Source organism: Pyrinomonadaceae bacterium, from assembly GCA_036277115.1.
Classification (GTDB): Bacteria; Acidobacteriota; Blastocatellia; order Pyrinomonadales; family Pyrinomonadaceae; genus UBA11740.
Genome location: DASUNM010000021.1, coordinates 153896 through 173213, shown reverse-complemented (window position 1 = coordinate 173213; position 19318 = coordinate 153896). Strand labels below are relative to the sequence as shown.

Below are 19318 nucleotides of genomic sequence, written 5' to 3'. Positions count from 1 at the left end.
AAGCTGCGAAGCAGCGGTTGTAGTTAAGCCCAAGGGCGAGGCTCTGCGAGCCTTGGGTTACTAGTAAACAGTTTGCCGGAGCCGCGGAACGGCGACCAACCCTTAACGAGGGCAGTCGCGTTGGTTCTGACTCGAAACTCAAACTTTGAACTCGAGACCGAGATGTCGCCCGCTTCGCGGGCTCCGCCCATCAAAACGGGACTGGTTCCCAAGGCTCGCAGCGCCTCGCCTTGGGCTTAGCTAAGACCGCTGCTTCGCAGCTCGACGAGCTTGCTGCTCTCATCCCGGACTTTTTGGGCAAAGCTTTTTTTGAATCATTGAAATCTCGTAATCCCACGGATTATTCGAGGAGGAAAGAAATGAAACGCCAATTTTTTTTCGCAATCGCTATCGTCCTGCTCTCGATTACATTTGCAAGCGCCGAAAACTGGCCGCAATGGCGCGGGCCCTTGCTCAACGGCATCAGCACCGAGAAGAACCTGCCGCTCAAGTGGACGGTCGAGGAAAACGTCGCCTGGAAACTCGCCATGCCCGAATGGAGCGGCTCAACTCCAATCATCTGGCGCGACCGGATTTTTCTTAACGTGGCCGAAAGGGACGAACTGTATCTCTGGTGCGTGGATCGCACGAAAGGCACGATGCTCTGGAAAAAGTTGCTGGGTAGCGGCAACGTGAAGATGCGCAAGCAAAACATGTCTTCGCCCTCCCCCGTAACTGATGGCAAGAACGTCTGGGTCATGACCGGAACCGGCATCCTTAAAAGTTTTGATTTCACCGGCAAGGAGGCGTGGACCCGCGACATTCAAAAAGACTACGGCGAGTTCGGTCTGAACTGGGGCTATGCGTCGTCGCCGCTGCTTTTCGAAGACGCGCTTTACGTGCAAGTACTGCACGGAATGAAGACCGACGACCCTTCGTACGTGATGCGAATTGACAAGAAAAGCGGCAAGACGCTTTGGAAAGTCGATCGGCCAACGGAGGCCATCCGCGAGTCGCCGGATTCCTACACGACGCCGGCCTTGCTTCGTTACGGAAAGACGACTGAGGTCGTGATCACCGGCGGAGATGTTGTAACCGGTCACGATCCGGCAACGGGCAAGGAACTCTGGCGCGCGAACGGCCTTAATCCTGAAAATGCTCCGATGTATCGCATTGTGGCCTCACCGATAGTTTTCAACGATTTGATTTATGCGCCGACGCGCGTGAAGCCGTTATTGGTGTTCAAGGCCGGCGGACGCGGCGACATCACCACTTCGCATCTGGTGTGGTCAACCAACAATGGCCCGGACGTGCCGACGCCGGTGACCGATGGAAAATATTTCTACATCGTGAATGACCGCGGCATCATGTGGTGTCTCGACGCAAAGACCGGTGCGGAGATTTACGGTCAGCAACGCCTTAAGCCGGGCACGTACAGCGGCTCGCCCGTGCTGGCCGACGACAAGATCTACGTGACGAATGAAGAAGGACTGACGACAGTCGTCAAGGCCGGACCAAAATTCGAAATTCTGGCTGAGAATCCTTTGAATGATTATTGTCTGAGTTCGCCGGCGATTTCCGACGGGCAGATTTTCATCCGCACCGCGACGAATCTCTACGCAATTGGGAAGAAGTAGGGCCGCGCGATAAATGAGCTTGAATAACATGAAGCCTGCATCCTGGCGCTTGCGACTATTGATCCCAACTCTGTTCTTTGTGTTTGCCGCGTTAGGCAACGCACAGACTTCGCAACTTGGGAAGGTCGAATTCCCCACTTCTGGCTCGTCGCAGGCCCAGGAACATTTCCTGCGCGGCCTCGCGGCACTCCACTCCTTCTGGTACGAAGAAGCGATTGAAGCCTTTCGCGAATCAACCAAACTCGAACCGGATTTCATGATGGGTTATTGGGGTGAAGCGATGGCTCACAATCATCCGCTTTGGACCGAGCAGGATACGCCGGCGGGACGCCAGGTCATCGCGAAGATCAAAAACACGGCCAAACTAACTGCGCGAGAACGCGCTTACTTGAGCGCGGTGAAGATGATTTACGGCGAGGGCGACAAGCGAACCCGCGACGCGGCTTATTCTTCGGCGATGGAAAAGATCTATCGCGACTATCCAGACGATCTGGACGCGGCGGCGTTTTATTCACTTTCCCTTCTTGGCCTGGTGCGTTCGGAAGACAGGAGTTTTCGCTTGCAGGCCCGCGCGGGAGCGATTGCCCTTGAGGTTTATCAAAAGAACCCAAACCATCCGGGCGCAGCGCATTACATCATCCACGCTTTCGATGATCCGGAGCATGCGATTCTGGCGCTGCCCGCAGCCCGTCGCTACGCCGGAATCGCACCGGAAGCTCATCATGCCCGGCATATGCCGTCACACATTTTTCTGCAACTGGGGATGTGGCCTGAGGCAGCGGCGTCGAACCAATCAGCGTGGGAGGCATCGGACACCTGGATGCGGCGCAAGAAGCTTTCGCCAAACGTGCGCGATTATCACAGCCTGCACTGGTTAATGTACGCCCAACTGCAACAGGGCCAGTACCGTCAGGCCGAAGAATTGCTCACGCTGATGAAAAAGACGATGTCCGAGTCTACCTATGACAACAAGCTTCGTCCGGGTTACTACGAGAACAACTACGCCAATATGGCGGCGGCATTTGTAATCGAAACGGAACGATGGGATCTCGCAGCTACAATTTTTCCCGCTACGTCACCCAGCTCGCCGGCTCCGGCCGCGAGCGTGCACGGCGCTCACGGATCCTCGGCGCCGAGCGATGGCCCAATGACGGTGCGCTACTCAAACATTGGACAACGGTTGCCGACCTTCACTCGGAACCTGGCAGCGGCGCTCAAAGGCTCGATGAAAACCGCGCCCACAATTCCCGACGTGAATGTTGACTTGCCCGGCAATGCCGCAAATGTGATTGGCGAACTACAGGTCGCGGCCGCCTTCGCATCCCAGAGCGGAAATCACGACAACGCAATTGCACTCGGGCGCGAGGCGGTGCGCAGAGAAGAGAAAATGGGTCCGCCCTCGGGACCGCCGAGCCTCGTCAAGCCTTCGCATGAGTTGTTGGGTGAGATTCTGCTCCGCGCCGGCAAACCAAATGAAGCCGCAGAACAATTTAAGATTGCTCTGCTTAGACAGCCGAATCGCGCGCGGTCCCTGCTGGGCAGCGCGCGCGCGGCAGCGAAAATGGGAGATCAACGCGGAGCTATCTCGGCTTTCGCGCGTCTGTCGGAACAGTGGCGTAATGCCGACAAGGAAATACCTGAATTACTTGAAGCGCAGAACTTTCTGAAGCAAGCCCGCTTCTGAGCTCTGCTATCTCTTCGCGCTCACGTCGTACGCGTAAATGGTGTCCTGATCCCGGATGTAGAGCCGTCCCCCCGCAACCACTGGATGCGCCCAAGTGGGCAGCGAGCCCTGCTGAATTCTGAACCTGCCTTTTTCCTGATACGCCTCAGGATTTGCCGCAATCAGTCCCACCACACCGTTCTCGCTAAACGCGTAGAGGAAGCCATCGGCATAAGTAAGCGAACCCTTGCCGACACTGCGATCGCGCCACGCGACTTCGCCGGTGTCGAATTTCATCGCCGTAAGAATTCCACCGGAAAAGCCGTAAAGGTGATCGCCAATTAGAATGGAAGTGGCGTGGTGGTTTCGCATCTCTTTGGTGAAGTAGACTTCCTGCCCTTTGCCATCTGCTTTGATCTCGACCAATCCGCCACCGGTGCCGTAGTCTGAGGAAATCCAGACACGATTGCCGCGAGCCACGGGCGTGGCAATATTGGCTACGTCGTTCGACGGAGCGGCATACTCCCATAAGAGCTTGCCATCGCGAACATCCAGGGCCACCACTCGACTTCCAGTAAAGAAGATTACTTGGGTCGTGCCACCAACCTGGACCGGGAGAGCAGAAGAGTAGCCGGCCTCGTCACTTTGACTCTTCCAAATCAGCGTCCCGTCAGCCTTCTTCAGCGCCACGATCGAAGCCCCTGGTCCACCGGCATTGACCAGAACTTTGTCGCCAATCACCAACGGTGATTCGCTGATACCCCAGCGGATGTTCGAGCCGCCAAACTTGGACAGCACATTTTGTGTCCAGGCAATTTTTCCGGTACGCGCGTCGAGCGCCGAAAGATCGCCACTCCCGCCGAGAGCGTAAATTCGGTCGCCGTCGATCGTCGGGGTCCCGCGTGGCCCGCCGCCGCGATCATTGTCAAAGGTCTTGCCATGCGGCGTCGCCCACACTTCCTTTCCGGTCGCCACGTCGAACGCGATCACAAATTCGCGGTCGCCCCGCGATCCCATGGTGTACAAGCGGCCTTTGGAAATTGAGAACGAAGAGTAACCGCTGCCCGCGCCGCTCGCTTTCCAAACCAAAGGCGGACCGGCTTCCGGCCATTGCTTCAGAAGCCCGGTCTCTTTCGAAATACCGTCGCGGCTCGCGCCACGCCACTGTGGCCATTCACCGTTGGTCTGGCCGAATGCGGTTGCTACAAATGTTAGAACGATCAGAATGGATCCGAACTTTGAGCCTGAGTATTTCATCTATTGCCTCCTCAGCAAGTAATGACAAGGGGAGATCAGCATCGGGAATCTTCGCCTCGTTAGAAGCGATATGGTTATAACCTACCGCGCCTTATTCACTCTAAATCAGGACTGCGGTTTGAAATACAGAACCATGCCCGCTCCTGCGGCCGCCATCAGGAACCCAAGATAAAGCATTGGATTCGGAGCGGTCTTAGGCGGATGCAACCAGATTGAGAACAAGACGTTCACCAAAGGTGCGCCCGCGAAGACCAGCGGCATCACGTAATTCGGAACGCCGCCGTACCGAAAAGCAAAGATAATGCAGATCGCTCCGAGAGCGCCCAGCACGCCGCCGGCCGTTGCCGCCAGCGAGCTCTTCATTGTAAATCCCTGTAACTGGCCCTGATACGAGAGATTGGCCACCGGTACCAGCACACCAATCAGGAAATAAGCAACGCCGACACAGAGCAACGCGCGCATCGGATTGCCGAGCGCCACCTGGCCCTTGTGCAACACTGGTCCGTAAAGCCCCCAAGCCAACGCGGCGCCTAAAGCGAAAAGGATCCAAAGCATTAGTGCAACCCTCCGACTGAGTTATTCGTAAAACGAAGCTCTTAGTAAGCAGCGCCGCGTATTCTAGCAATGTGGATAACTAATCCCTAGAAAGATGCTCGGCCCTATCGATCCTTTGCGTTGAGGTTATCATCAAAGCGAACAACTCAAAGATCGCAGTTGTTAAGACTTGTAAATTCTTTCGGCGACCGTTGTTTAAGGGTCTGATTCCGATCTTCTGCAGCGACATTTCCAACAGTTTTAGTGATAATGAGCGCACCCGACCGTCGCTCTGGAAACACAGGTCACTAATAGACGTTAAGAGTTCGAGGAGGAAATCCGGTTTGAAGTCAATTCTTTCAATCGCTTTCATCGCCACGTTGATCCTGTTCGGAGCAGGGGCTGCTCTGGGCCAGACACATCGGGGCTCGGTCCGTGGGACCGTGTACGACCCCAACCGAGCGGTTGTGGTAGGCGCTACCATTACCCTTACCGGTCAGGAAACCAGCGAGACTAGAACCACGACAAGTGGTGACGAGGGTGGTTATGCTTTTTCCTCACTCCGGCCCGGGCGCTATCGTCTGACTGTTTCGGCGACAAATTTCGCGACCTTTTCCCCTGAGATTACGCTCCTGGTGAATCAGGAACTTCGGGTTGATGCGGAGCTTCAACCACAGGGCATGAGCGACCCTTATGTGCTTGTCTCGGCGCGGGACGACGTTAAGAGGGAGACCGCGTCACAAGGCACAGTTATTGAGAATCGCCAGATCCAGGGCCTGCCTCTCGACGGCCGCAACTTTTTCGAGTTGGCGCTCCTGGTCCCGGGCGCGGTACCGCCGGCGCAAGGTTCGGCCGGTTCTGTCCGCGGTGATTTCGCATTCAGCGTCAACGGTGCGCGTGAAGACAGCAATAACTTTCTGCTCGACGGGGTTTACAACGTCGATCCGAAACTGAATACGTTTGGAGTGCGTCCCCCTGTGGATGCGATCCGCGAGTTTGAAAACCTGACGAGCACTTACGACGCATCGTTCGGACGCAGCGCCGGCGCGCAAGTCAACGTCGTTCTGAAGTCCGGCTCGAACGATCTTCACGGCAGCATCTTTGAGTTTCATCGCAATGGCGCGTTGGACGCGCGGAATCTCTTTGTGCCCGCGAACGAGCCGTCTCCGAAGTACATCCGCAACCAGTTTGGCTTTTCGATCGGCGGGCCAATTCGGAAAGACAAGACGTTTTTCTTTGCCGACTACGAAGGAACGCGTTCGCGTGAAGGGATCACGCGGGTGACAAATGTCCCGACACTGGCCGAAAGAACCGGTGACTTCTCGCAGAGCCTGTTCGGTGTTCCGATCATTCCGGGCACCGGCGTGCCCTTCCCCGGCGGCAGCATTCCCGGCGCAGCCATCAATCCCATCGGCCGGAATATCGCGGCGCTTTATCCATTGCCAAATCGGCCGGATCCGTTCGCCAACTTCGTATCGTCACCGATTCAGCAAGACCGCAACGATCACTTCGACGTGCGGATCGATCATCTTTTAAATTCTCGGTCGAGCTGGGCTTTTCGTTACAGCTTTGGAGATCGAGATCTGTTCGAACCGTTTGCGGGCCCAGGTCTTTCGCTGGTGCCCGGCTATGGCAACGACGTTACCCGCCGCAGCCAGAACGCGATGATTAGCGAGACGCATGTTTTTTCCCCGGCGCTGGTCAATGATCTTCGCTTTGCCTTCAATCGCGTCGCTTCAGCCGTCCGTCAGGAGAATCAAGGCACCAGCGTCAATCAAGCTGTCGGCATGCCTGAGTTGTCGTCGAATCCACGCGACTTCGGATTAAGTTTCATTACGATTACCGGATTCTCGCCGCTGGGACACGAAGGCAATAACCCGCAGAACAGCGTGACGAACACGTTTCAGATTCTCGACTCGGCGACCTACGCCCGTGGCAGCCACCTCTGGAAGTTCGGGGGCGATATTCGGTTGGTCCAGCAGAATGCTTTTCGCGATGTGCAATCTCGCGGTCTGCTTCAGTTTTCACCATTCGGACAGATCACCTTCAATGCGCTTGGTGATCTGCTGCTTGGTCTTCCGCTCGTGACGGGCGGCGCGCGGGTCGACAATGCTCAGCACCTGCGCAGTAACAGCTACAACCTCTTTGTGAACGACAGCGTGCGCGTGACGCGCAACCTGACGCTGATCGGTGGTCTGCGTTACGAATACAACACGCCTCCGGTTGATGCCTTTGACCGCGCGACTATTTTCGATCCGGCCACAGGCGGGTTGGTACCGGTCGGCACCGCCGGTGTTCCGCGAAGCGGCTTTCACTCCGACAAAAACAATTTTGCGCCGCGCGTAGGTTTTGCCTGGACCATTGGCGACGAAGGCAACACGGTGGTCCGCGGCGGCTATGGCGTCTACTACGATCAGTCAGCGCTGGCGCCGGGCGAAGCGCTTTACTTCAATGCGCCTTACTTTGACTTCAATCTGTTCTTTCAAATACCGGGATTGCCGCTGACGGTCAACAACCCTTTCCCGGCTTTTTTCCCGTTCGCCCTTCCTGATTCAGCGCTCGCGATTCAGCGCGATCTGCGCACCGCGTACATGCAACATTGGAGCGGCAGCGTGCAGCAGCAAATCGGTCGCAGCCGCGTGCTCGAAGTTAGTTACGTCGGTTCAAAGGGCACCAAGCTGCTGTCGGCGCGCGACATTAATCAACCGCAGCCAAGCGCCCTGCCGCCGGGCCTGCCGTTCGTGCCGCGGCCAAATCCTTTTTTTGATGACATCACCCAGATCGAATCGCGCGCGAATTCGCGTTACGACAGCCTGCAGGCACGCTTCCAACAACGGTTGGATTTTGGTTTGGCGCTGCTTGGCTCATACACCTGGTCGAAATCTGAGGACGATGCGTCCAATTTTTTCAGCAGCGCCGGCGATCCAAACTTTCCCCAGGACAGCTACAATCTGCGGCCCGAGCGCGGGCCATCGAACTTCGACACGCGCCATCGATTCGTATTGAGTTATAGCTATGACCTGCCGTTTGGAAAGGGCAAGCGCTATTTAACGGACGACGGCTGGGTATCGAAGCTGCTGAGCGGCTGGCAGACTTTGGGAATTGTGACGTTGCAGTCAGGACGGCCGTTCACAGTCGCACTGCTTCCCGAGATCGACAACAGCGGCACCGGACGATCTGTGCTTGGTTTTGGCGCAAATGATCGGCCGAATGTTTCGGGTGATCCGAATCTATCGTCACCGTCCGCCGATCGCTGGTTCAATACGGCCGCTTTCGCCTTCCCGGCTCCCGGCACATTTGGCAATGCCGGCAGAAATATTCTGAGGGGGCCTGGCTATCAGAACGTGAATGCGTCTCTCGTAAAGAACACGTTGCTGACTGAAAGACTTAATCTTCAGTTTCGCGCCGAGGCGTTCAACCTTTTCAATCATCCGAATCTGAATCTGCCGGACAACTTTTTGGGCTCGCCAACGTTTGGCCGGATTACTTCGGCGCGCGATCCACGTCATCTGCAATTCGGCGTGAAGTTGCTTTTCTAAAATTCGAGGTAACAAGCACATGCGATCTCCTCTCCTCAAATGTCTGGTCGTGATTGCGATTTCAATCACTGCTTCACGCGTCGCGCCGGCCGACTGGCCGCAGTGGCGCGGACCCAATCGCGATGGCCTGGTTAAGGGCGTGGCGAATCCGGCAACCTGGCCGAAGACCCTGAAAGAAGAGTGGAAGATCATGGTCGGCGTCGGTCATGCCTCGCCTGTTGAAGCGAACGGGAAGATTTACGTGTTCGCGCGCCAGGGCGAAGCCGAGGTGCTGCTTTGCCTCAACGCTGTGACCGGAAAAGAGATTTGGAAGTCAGTCCCACAGCCCATCAGTTACGAAATGCACGAAGCCGCGAAGGGTCACGGCAAGGGGCCAAAGGCGACACCGATTGTTAGCAACGGCATCGTTTACACCTTCGGCATTTCCGGCGTGCTCTCAGCCTATGACGCGAACACCGGCAAGCTAAAGTGGCAGCGTGAATTCTCGAAAGACTATCCGAAGACTTCCCCACTGTTCGGCACCTCGATGTCGCCGCTGGTTGATAGCGGCTTAGTAATCGCGCACGTGGGCGGACACGACAAGGGCGCGCTGACTGCATTCGACGCGCAGACCGGCGCCACGAAATGGTCGAACGCGATGGACGGGCCGGCTTACGCCTCGCCAATTATCGTCAACCTGGCGGGCGCGCGGCAGATTGTCACGTTCATGCAGAAAGATTTGGTGGGAGTTGATTTCGCGACCGGCAAGCTACTGTGGAAATTGCCTTCCAAAACTCGATATGACGAGAACATCAACACGGTGGTGACTTACAAAGACATGCTCATCTTTTCGCGCGAGGAGCAGGGCTTGGCGGCGATTCGCTTGACCAAACCAGCCGCTGAGATCGTTCCGCAGGAGGTCTGGGTCAACAAAGCAGCGGAACTCTATATGAACTCGCCGGTGTTACAGGGCAACACGCTATACGGCATGACCGCGCGGCAGAAAGGACAGTTCTTTGCCGTGGATGCAGAAACGGGAAAGACGGTGTGGCAAAGTCCCGGACGCATGGGAGAGAACGCCGCGATCCTAAACCTGAGCGACAAGGTAATTCTTCTCCTCACTAACGACGCGAAGCTGATTGTGCAAGCGGCTGACGGCAAGACTTATTCACCACTCGCCGAGTACACCGTCGCGGCGAGTCCGACCTGGGCCCATCCGCTTGTTTTGGGCCGGCGTATTCTGATTAAGGATGAGAATTCGTTAACGTCGTGGGCTGTGGCGCCATGATTTACTGCGGCGCGGTGGCTAACGCTTTAATCAACGATGTGAGCGCTTCGAGGTCTCTCAAATCCAACACCTCAACCGGCGAGTGACTATAACGCCCCGGCCACGACAGGCCGGCGTGATTCACGCCGTAACGCACGAAATCAGATCCGTCGGCGCCGCCGTTTGTGGCTCCGACCTGCAATGGAATTCTTTGCCGCGAGGCAATTTTCATTATTCGATCAAGCTCTGAGGGCGTCGCGACACTCGAACTATCGAGGCCGCGGATTACCGCGCCCTTCCCTAACGGAGCGTAGGCAAAGCGCGTCGATTCCAGTGGTGAGTCGGACGAGACAAACGTGTCCACGCTAAATACGCGTTTGAGCGTCGCGCCGTAACGCTTCGCCATCGCCATCGCACCCTCTAATCCGGTTTCTTCGCGCACAGACCAGGCGAAGATCACCCTGTGGTTGAGCGTAGCGGGGTTGATTGCTTTCGCAGCCAAAACCAGCGCCGTCGAACCAGCTCGGTCATCCAGGGCCCGCGCGGTAAACCGAGTACCAGCGAGACGTGTCGCACTCTTGTAAGCCGTTACCGACAGCCCGACCTTCACTCCCAAACGCTTCAACTCGGCAGCGTCCATCCCGAACCAGGCCGTGACGCTCTCGGGTTGTTTTGTGGTCGCGGTGTCCCGCGAAACGAATACTCCTTTTAAAGTGCGATGAGGGCCCTGCTCTCCGGTTGAACGATCAAAGTGCAATAGCGCCGGCTGCCCTTCCCACAAGGATGGGTACAGGCCTCCGCGGGTACGCAGTGACACAGTGCCATCGTCCGCGATGGCACTAATCTCAAAACCTACTTCATCCAGGTGAGCCACAAACATGACCGGGTCTTTCTCCGGCCCGAACTCGACGATCAGATTTCCTTCCGTATCCGTGACCGCCCGCTGTCGCGCCCACGCCGGCAACGCGGATATGATCGTCGCGCGAACCTCGCTTTCGTGGCCCGATACGCCCGGAACATCGGCAAGTGTCTTCAAGAGACTTGCGGATTCTCTGTAAAGGTCTGCCGGCGGAATCGCGCGTGATCTCTCCGGCAACGAAATCCATCGCGTTGTCGACGCGGGCCTGATGCCGGCGGCGGCTTCAATCTCGCGCCGCATCGCGTCGGCATCAGCGTTACTCACGCTTTCTACCAACGAGCCGGAATATCTAGTCCTGGGCCAAACCATGTGCACGGTCTTAATGCCGGAGATGTCAGGCACATATGAAGGCTTATCGATTTGTCGCTTGAGGACACGCGTCGCCTCGCTGCTGCCGATGTCTGCTGTTCGTTCGATTACGGTAAGCTCATCAATCTTTCCCAGCTTCCTCAGCGCCGCTTCCAAACCGTCGTTCCCAAAACTGCGTAAGGTCGATAAGACGAAAATCGTTTCTCCCTGGGTGACCTCTTCGTTTGCGGCATGAGCCACGGCCGCGCAGCCGACGCGCAAGGCGGCCCCAGGTCCGGCGACGTAATCACCATAATTCCACGCGGGCATGTCGCGAACGACGGGATCGAGCATTTGAATTCCCAATCGCTGCACTTCGGCTCTTGAGGAGGCGCCAACATCTACCCAAATATCATCCAGCGTGGTGACCGCGGCATTAGCCTGGCGCCCTCGTTGCAAATGCGTGCTCCTGACGATCACAACACCGGGCACGGCGCCGCTGCGGGTTAACACCTTGACGCGCTGGCCTTCATGAAACTGCGTCCACAAAGGGTGAAGTCGCAGGCTGCCTACTTCGCGAAGGCGCAGGTATCCGGTCTCTGTTATTTCAGTGAGGGCGAAACCAGGACGATCTAAAGCGCAAACTATTACCCGGCGCGGACTGCCCGATCCTTTTCGCCTGATCAGATTTCCCGTAGCGTCTCGCTGCCAGCCGGGCAAGGCTTTCAACAGAATGTCTGTAGCGAGATGTTCCCAACCCGGCGGCGCGTCCAGCGTGATCCAGGTTGCAAGCGCGTTTGTTTGATTGTCCGAGGTCTGGGACTGGGCTGAAGTGGAAGTTGCTAAGCTTGAAAGTATGACAAGAAGAACGACTGGAAGGTGATTAGTAAACGGCCAGGAACGTTTCATAGTCAGTTTTCTAGTCTTTAATCCGCCTCCCGCTCAACAAAAGGATCGCCGCGCCCATAGATCCACAGCCGAGCGAATCGGCCACCGTCCACCACCAGGGCATTCCGGTGGTGTAGTCAATCCAAAAGAAAATCGGCCCGGCCAACAGATAGGCCACGCCGTTGAGAAGCACGAGCGCGCGAAAGCGAACCACATCAGAAGCGATCACCCACAACGATATGCCGTGCATGCCGTAAGTGTAGGAAGCCTGACGGATCATGAACATGAGGAGCGGACTGCTCGCCATCTCGCCCATCCCCAACCAGGCATGCGACGCTTCCATCCATGAGCGCGGCATGATGACGGAAATGAAGGCGAGGATCTCAAACGTTCCGGCGAGTCGTAGAAGCCACGCTAATAGACGTCGAGTATCCATGTGGTTGGATTTGTTTGAATCAAGTCCCGTAGGGACTAATGTTTATAGATCCCAGAGAAATCAAAATAAAATGAGCTCCGTAGGAGCGAAATGTGAGTGGCCCCGGAGGATACATCTCGCTCCTACGGAGCTTCGGTTTATTCAATCGCGAGAAACTATAAACATCGCGCTCCTCACGGAGCAAGAAGTCACGAGCGCAAGGCGCCATGCCACTTTTCCGGATGGGCCTCCGCTTTGCCGTCTTCGAAATAACGATATTGCGCCGAAAGCGTTTCTTCCGGATCGGCCTTGATGGGCGCTCCATCCACTTGCTCGTACAGCGGGGGCGGAATCTCGGCAAAATCGGACATCGGGCCATAGACCTCATCAACGCCCTCCTTGAAAACGTCGCCGATCAAAAGGTTGATAATGCTCACCCGATGTTCAGGATATTTTCGCAGGAACTGCGCGAAGCTGAAACCCTCGTTATAGAACGCGTAAACCAGCTTACGCATCGATTCGATGCCGCGATCCAGCTTTGACTGAAACTGTCCCAGACGCTCGGCTGAAAAGTCATCGTGACGGAATGCATCATGGATCGCGTCGGCGGCCAGCTCGGCCATCTTAAGCGCCAGCAGAACGCCGGAAGAATAGATCGGATCGAGAAAGCCGTACGCGTCGCCGATGATGATGAATCCATTGCCTGCGTTCTTCTTCGAGCGATATGAGTAGTCAAGAATGGAATAGATTTTATCGACGCGCTCGCCCTCAGCCACACGCCACCGGCAGGCTTCAGTCTTTTGCACTTCCTCGTCAAAAATCTTCGCCAGGTCCTGACCCCGTCCTTTGAGCAAATAATCCGGGTTGGCCACGATGCCGACGCTGGTGATGCCGTCCTCAAGCGGAATGTACCAGAACCAGCCGCCGCTTCCTTTCGGAGTGCGCAATACCAAAGTGGCGCCGCCATTGAGGTCCTTTTCCCGATGAGCGCCTTTGTAATAGGAGTAAAGGACAGCCTTCTTAAGCTTCGGGTCGCGCACACGCCAGCGAAACTTGTTCGAAAGCATCGCGCTTTGGCCCGTTGCATCGACTATGACTTTGGCGAAGAACGATTGGCGCACTCCGTCCTGCATCTCGACCTCAACCCCAGTGGCCTTGTCGAGTTCGAAGAGCACCTGTTTGACGGCGACGCCCTGATGAACGTGGGCGCCCTGCTCGGCCGCGTGTTCCATCAGCATCTTGTCGAAGACGGCGCGCGTGACTTGCCAGGTGACTGCGCTCTCATTGTGCACCGCTTCGAAGAAATAAAAGGGGTGCGATTCCTTTCCGGCCTGGTTGGCAAACTGGACACTGTACTTTTGCGTGAACGCACTCGACTTAAGCTTTTCCAAAAAACCCATGCGCTGAAAGGTCCAGTAGGTGTCAGTCATCAAAGACTCGCCGATGTGATGGCGAGGAAACTTTTCCTTTTCAAAGAGCACAACCTTGCAGCCTTCTCGCGCGAGAATGCTGGCGACCGCGCTGCCGGCGGGACCGCCGCCGATTACAATAACGTCATAATTAGTATTAGCTGTCATCTGGTTTTAAGCGTAACGAACAGTCTTTAATTCAGGTTCAAAAAACTCCCAAAGAATTTCATCTACTTCCAGTAAGCCGCGCCGCGTGAGCTTGATTGTGCCGTTCTGGCGATCGAGTAACTCGTCGCCATCCAGCCGCTGATAAACATGCTGAAATTCGCGCCACACGTCCACGCCGAACTTATTCAGAAAATATCCGGTGTCGAGTGAGCCGGTTTTTAGTTGGAGGATCATTTCGCGAATCATGCGCTGCTTGTTGGTCAAAGCCACCGCGCGCAACAGCGGCAAATTATCGGTCTTCAGGATGCGCACATATTCCTCGAAGCTGTGCACGTTCTGAAAATTGACGCCGCCGAAATGCGAAAACGATGCGACGCCGAGTCCGATCATGTCACCGCCGTGCCACAGCGCATCCGTGTAAATGAAGCGGGATGGCTTCCTGGTTGAAGTTAATACAGTGGCGCTGGCGACTTCGTAACCTCGTTTCTCAAACTGCTCGAACGCGTAATTCAGCCAGCGGCGTTTCGTCTCCCAGCCCGCTATGGGTGACGTAATTCCCTGTTTGAGCATCTCCTGCGAAATGACGGTGTTGTAAGGCAACTCCATCTGGTAGATGGTCACTGAGTCGGCCTCGAGTTCTAATGCTCGCTGGACTGTATCGCGCCATTTCTCTTCCGTCTCGCCCATCATCCCCGCGATCAGATCGATATTGATTTGCGGAAAACCAACTTCGCGGGCCCAGCCGTAAGCGCGATAAATCTCAGGCGAAAGATGCGCGCGGCCGTTCGCTTCCAAAATCTGATCGTCGAAGTGTTCGATCCCGAGACTAAGCCGAGTGACGCCGATGTCCTTCAGCGTTTGGAGTTTTGATTTCTGCAACGTGCCGGGTTCGCATTCGAAAGTGACTTCTTCGGCATTTTGCCAACTGACATGGCGATTGAGTCCATCGACCAGGTAATGAAGCTGCTTCTCGCTGATGTAAGAGGGCGTGCCACCACCGAAGTAAGCAAATCTCAGTTGCCGCCCCTGAAACGCGCGCGTTCGGCTATACAGTTCGTTTTCCTTTATCAGCGCGTCCAGGTAGACCTCGATCTCGGAGGCGTTCTTGTCCGTATAGACTTTGAAGTAGCAAAACTTGCAGCGCTTACGACAGAAAGGAATGTGGATATAGAGGCCGAGCGGATCATCCACCCGCGCAGGTTGGTCGAGGGCCGCGAGCGCGTCGCTAACGAACTCAGGTTTCCACTGCGAGAACGGCGGATAATTCGAAACGAAATAGTTGCCGACTTCCGTTCCCGTTTGTGGGTTATCTATGGTCATTTAGCTCTTTCTTGCGTCCGCGCTCTTTTTCCCCGTACTCATCCCCCATCACCTATCATTCATCACTGGGTTCGGGGATTTTTCCAGAGGGATTGCTCAATGATAAGACGGCGCGGCGGACGATTGAGTTTCACCAACAAATCAACTCTTTACAAAAATTAACATTTGAATTGGTGGTAAGCAATTTGAGCACCATTTTTAGAAGCGGGTTGCGACGGCCCATGGCCTCGCCTAAACTCTGGTTTCACGTACGAGGACCCCTGATTGTCAGCATCAACTTCAGTCAACACGCGCCATTATCTGACTTATCTGGCGATGCTTTTGATCTTTGGCGCCGGAATATGGCTGATCCTCGCGTACGGTACACGGCAACACCCGCAGGCTACCGGGTCCTCATCGCCAGTCAACCACGTTTCGCCCACAGACTCACCCACTCCAGCTGCAACGCCGGATTCGTCACCGTCAGCCGGCATTGTGCAAACCTACATCGAAAGAATTCGGGAGAACCTCAGAAGCTCTTTGAGCATCCTGCTGCTCCAACTGGTCGTCATCATCATCGCTGCGCGCATCTTTGGCGCACTCTTTCGACGCATCGGTCAGCCGCGGGTGATGGGCGAAATTATTGCCGGCATTGTCCTCGGGCCTTCCGTGCTGGGACTCATCTGGCCGCCGGCGATGAGTTTTCTATTTCCCACAAACTCGTTGGAGCCGCTGAGGCTGCTGAGCCAAGTCGGGGTCGCGCTCTTCATGTTCGTAGTTGGCATGGAGTTGGACCTCGCGCATCTGCGGCAGAAGGCCCACACCGCGATCATGGTCAGTCACGCGAGCATCATCTTTCCCTTCTTCCTGGGGACGGCGCTTTCGCTGCTCGTCTATGGATCACTGGCGCCGAGTCAGATTTCATTCACCGCGTTCTCTTTGTTCCTGGGGATCGCGATGAGCATCACCGCCTTTCCGGTGCTGGCGCGAATTCTTGAAGACCGAAAGCTTTCGCAAACGCCACTCGGCGCGATTGCGCTCACGTGCGCTGCGGTTGATGACGTCAGTGCCTGGTGTGCGCTGGCTCTGGTGATTGCAATTGCCCAGTCAACCGGCGTGGCCGCATCGCTACTGACAGTCGCGCTCACCGCGGTGTTTGTCTGCGTGATGTGGCTCCTAATCAGGCCTATGCTGGCGCGCCTCTTGTCAGCACGAACGCATACGGCGCAACAACATCCCGCCCTGGTCGCCGGCACACTCGCCTTTGTCCTTGTCTGCGCTCTTTTGACTGAAGCCATCGGTATTCACGCTCTCTTTGGAGCATTTCTGGCGGGCGTCGTCATGCCTTCAACGGCGGGAATCCGCGACTTGCTCAAGGAAAGAGTCGGGAGCTTCAGCGCCGCGGCGCTTTTACCGTTGTTCTTTGCGTTCACCGGTCTGCGACTGCAAATCGGCCTGCTGAATGATTGGCAAAGCTGGGCGATGTGCGGACTGATCATCGTGGTCGCCATCACCGGCAAGCTCGGCGCGAGTATGTTGATGGCCCGATGGACGGGAATGAGCTGGCGTGACGCGTTCGCGTTGGGCGCGTTGATGAACACACGCGGGCTAGTTGAATTGGTCGTTCTGAATATCGGGTATGACCTGGGAATCCTGTCGGCGCGAGCCTTCGCCATGTTGGTTTTGATGGCGCTGGTTACGACGTTCATGACCGGGCCATTGCTGTCGCTGGCGAGAAGCGGCAGTGAGTACCGGAAGGTTTAGAGGCGGGCTACCGCCCGCCGCCCTACCAAAAACAAAAGGCGGGCAGTAGCCCGCCTCTAAACGATAGGGACCCGCCCGACGGGGACCTCAATTCTTCTTAAAGACCCGCTTCGCTTCGTAGGAGACATTCGGGTTATCGACGTACATGTCGATTACCAGCTCGCCGTTCGACAACGTCCACTTGCGAGTGGTTTTGGTGACGGCCGGGCCATTTGGAGTCTCGGTCGTCACCACGTCATCTACCAGAATGCCTTTGTTGCCGGGCATCCAGTAAGCGGTGCGCTTTCCCTTCGGCGCGGGCGCATTGGCCGGAGCATTCGGCGGCACCGGCGGAGCGAAATCACGCTCCTTGCCGTCGAGAACATAATTATCTTTGACGGATCGTTCGTTGTTGGGCTGGATAAGTTTCGTCTCGACCTGAATTTCGTCACCGGACTGCGCGACGGTCATGGTTTGGTTCATGTTTCCCGGCAGACCGAAGCTGCGCGCGCGATCCATTGTCCACGACCCGTTGAAATCAAGCTTCTGCGCTGAGACGGTGGCACTGCACGCCAACAGCAGACCGAGAATGCCAAGCATGGATAAGCGTTTCATATTGAAAAACTCCTGTGTTTCTCTGTGAGCCTCTGTGCGACCTCTGTGTCTCTGGGTGAATGATGCCAAGGAAAAAACTCACCACAGAAACACAGAGAACACTCGGAGGAACACAGAGTAATGCACGATCACTTCGCGGCGATATTGTACGCGGCCATTTGGTTCGCGTTACGCACGATCAAACGTCCGCCGGCGATGGCCGGGTAGTTCCACGTCTTTCCTTCGATCGCCTGAAAGCGCGCCAATTCTGAAAACTGATCCGGCGCGGCCTTCACTAAAACAAGTTCGCCGGTTTCCGTAATCACGATCAAATTACCGCCGGCAAGTAGCAGTTGGCCGTAGCCGTAACGCCCGCCCTTCCATTTGCGTTCGCCGGTATTGACGTCGACGCAGCTCAAAATTCCCTCGTCTAAGCCGTAAACGTGACCCTGGTGAAGAACCGAGCTGTTGAACTTGTTCTTCATATTGATGTTTTCCCAGACCGCGCGGGCGTTCGCACCATTGACTTCGACCAGCGCCGCCCCTTTGCCGTAGCCCGACGAGATAAAGAACCGATTAGCTCCCACAACGATCGGCTGCGAAGCGTTGATGCCCATGTCCGTGTCCCAGGTGAAGCTCCAAATCAGTTGTCCATTTTCAGGGACCAGACCAACCGCGCGCGTGGAACTGACCACCAGGATTTGCCGGCGGCCGCCGAGCGTGACCAGCATGGGCGAGACGTACGCTTGCCGATCATCAAGCGACCTCCAAACCGGCGCGCCGTTCATCTTGTTGTAGGCCACGACTGATTTTCCGCCGCTGCCGCCCGGCAACACGATGACTTTATCGTCCACGATCAGTGGCGACGCGGCCATCGCCCAGGGCAGATTCGAAGCGCCATTCTCAGAAAGAATGTTCTTGCCCCAAATCACCCGGCCCGTTTTGGAATCGAGGCAGCGCAATTCACCCGTGGCCCCAAGAACGTAAAGTCTCCCTTCGTCCCAAGTGGGCGTTGAGCGCGGCCCATCACCAGTTGAATCGGTGTACTCAGCATTCCATGCTTGGGTCCATAGCTCACGACCGGTAGCAACGTCATAGGCCGCGGCCACTTCCTGCCGGCGACGCTGTTCGATGGTGAACGCCGCGCCGTCTGCAACTGTGAATGACGCGTACCCGATACCAATCGGTTGTTTCCAAATCGGGGTCAGGCCTCCGGCGGGCCAACTTGTTAACACGGGAAGTTCTTCGTAGCGGCCGTCCCGGTTTGGTCCACGATAGTTGGTCCAGTAATTCTTTGTCGCATGGGCGAAGGCCGCTTCCGCTCCCGGGCTGGCCGCGGCTTGAGCCTGACCAGGACTGGCTTGCGCTTGTGATGCGAGCGGCTGCTGGGCGACGAGACTCTGCTGTTGAGCGCGATGCTGCTCAAGCTCGGTGTAGTGAGCTTCGTTCTGTGCTGAGCGACGCCACGCCGTGAAGAGAAAAATATAGCCCGCTCCCAACACCAGAATCGCGACCGTTGCCAGGGCTTTGACGAAGATTGGACTGCCGCGCCGCATCCATAACAGGACAATGCCCACCGGCGGCAACAAAACCGATGCGACAATCAATCCCGGCAAAGACTGATACCAGGGCTTCGATTCTTGGGTTTGAAACATTTTTTGGCTTCCCCCGCTTAACTCTAAAACGATCTCAAAGGGAGACTGTTAACAACCCGGGCGCTTACGCGACGCAATCGGTTGG

13 protein-coding genes are annotated in these 19318 nt (G+C 56.2%); 5 read left to right on the top strand and 8 right to left on the bottom strand.

The features are described from left to right. Window positions 1–359: 359 nt before the first annotated feature. Window positions 360–1616: a PQQ-binding-like beta-propeller repeat protein gene (locus tag VFX97_05035; protein ID HEX5702562.1), complete on the top strand. Its 1257-nt coding sequence runs from the start codon at window positions 360–362 to the stop codon at window positions 1614–1616. A 28-nt stretch (window positions 1617–1644) separates the two neighbouring features. Then, window positions 1645–3300: a hypothetical protein gene (locus tag VFX97_05030; protein HEX5702561.1), complete on the top strand. Its 1656-nt coding sequence runs from the start codon at window positions 1645–1647 to the stop codon at window positions 3298–3300. A gap of 6 nt (window positions 3301–3306) precedes the next feature. Here VFX97_05030 and VFX97_05025 read toward each other — a convergent pair whose 3' ends face one another. Together VFX97_05025 and VFX97_05020 are read right to left on the bottom strand one after the other, a co-directional pair. Further along, window positions 3307–4536, bottom strand: coding sequence for a PQQ-binding-like beta-propeller repeat protein (locus tag VFX97_05025; protein HEX5702560.1), 1230 nt, complete (start codon window positions 4534–4536; stop codon window positions 3307–3309). A 105-nt stretch (window positions 4537–4641) separates the two neighbouring features. Continuing rightward, on the bottom strand, window positions 4642–5091 hold the full coding sequence (locus VFX97_05020; protein ID HEX5702559.1) for a hypothetical protein: 450 nt from the start codon (window positions 5089–5091) through the stop codon (window positions 4642–4644). 323 nt (window positions 5092–5414) lie between these two features. Here VFX97_05020 and VFX97_05015 point away from each other — a divergent pair, with 323 nt between their 5' ends. After that, a complete protein-coding gene (locus VFX97_05015; GenBank protein ID HEX5702558.1) occupies window positions 5415–8609 on the top strand; it encodes a carboxypeptidase regulatory-like domain-containing protein in 3195 nt (1064 codons plus the stop codon). Between the two features lie 19 nt (window positions 8610–8628). Then, window positions 8629–9876, top strand: coding sequence for a PQQ-binding-like beta-propeller repeat protein (locus tag VFX97_05010; protein ID HEX5702557.1), 1248 nt, complete (start codon window positions 8629–8631; stop codon window positions 9874–9876). Window position 9877: 1 nt separating this feature from the next. Here the strand turns inward: VFX97_05010 and VFX97_05005 are convergent, their stop codons facing one another. The 4 genes from VFX97_05005 to VFX97_04990 all read right to left on the bottom strand — a co-directional run bounded on the left by VFX97_05005 (window position 9878) and on the right by VFX97_04990 (window position 15262). Then, window positions 9878–11971, bottom strand: a complete 2094-nt coding sequence (locus VFX97_05005) for a M20/M25/M40 family metallo-hydrolase (GenBank protein ID HEX5702556.1) — start codon at window positions 11969–11971, stop codon at window positions 9878–9880. A gap of 10 nt (window positions 11972–11981) precedes the next feature. Further along, a complete protein-coding gene (locus tag VFX97_05000; protein HEX5702555.1) occupies window positions 11982–12386 on the bottom strand; it encodes a hypothetical protein in 405 nt (134 codons plus the stop codon). Window positions 12387–12574: 188 nt separating this feature from the next. Then, on the bottom strand, window positions 12575–13942 hold the full coding sequence (locus VFX97_04995; GenBank protein HEX5702554.1) for an NAD(P)/FAD-dependent oxidoreductase: 1368 nt from the start codon (window positions 13940–13942) through the stop codon (window positions 12575–12577). 6 nt (window positions 13943–13948) lie between these two features. Then, on the bottom strand, window positions 13949–15262 hold the full coding sequence (locus VFX97_04990) for a coproporphyrinogen-III oxidase family protein (GenBank protein ID HEX5702553.1): 1314 nt from the start codon (window positions 15260–15262) through the stop codon (window positions 13949–13951). Between the two features lie 264 nt (window positions 15263–15526). Between VFX97_04990 and VFX97_04985 the strand changes: the two genes are divergently transcribed. Next, entirely contained in the window at window positions 15527–17005 is a 1479-nt protein-coding gene (locus VFX97_04985) for a cation:proton antiporter (GenBank protein HEX5702552.1), read from the top strand. An 87-nt stretch (window positions 17006–17092) separates the two neighbouring features. Here VFX97_04985 and VFX97_04980 read toward each other — a convergent pair whose 3' ends face one another. Together VFX97_04980 and VFX97_04975 are read right to left on the bottom strand one after the other, a co-directional pair. Further along, window positions 17093–17599 (bottom strand): hypothetical protein, encoded by a 507-nt coding sequence (locus VFX97_04980; GenBank protein HEX5702551.1) that lies wholly within the window; start codon window positions 17597–17599, stop codon window positions 17093–17095. A 128-nt stretch (window positions 17600–17727) separates the two neighbouring features. Next, a complete protein-coding gene (locus VFX97_04975) occupies window positions 17728–19233 on the bottom strand; it encodes a PQQ-binding-like beta-propeller repeat protein (GenBank protein HEX5702550.1) in 1506 nt (501 codons plus the stop codon). Window positions 19234–19318 lie beyond the last annotated feature (85 nt).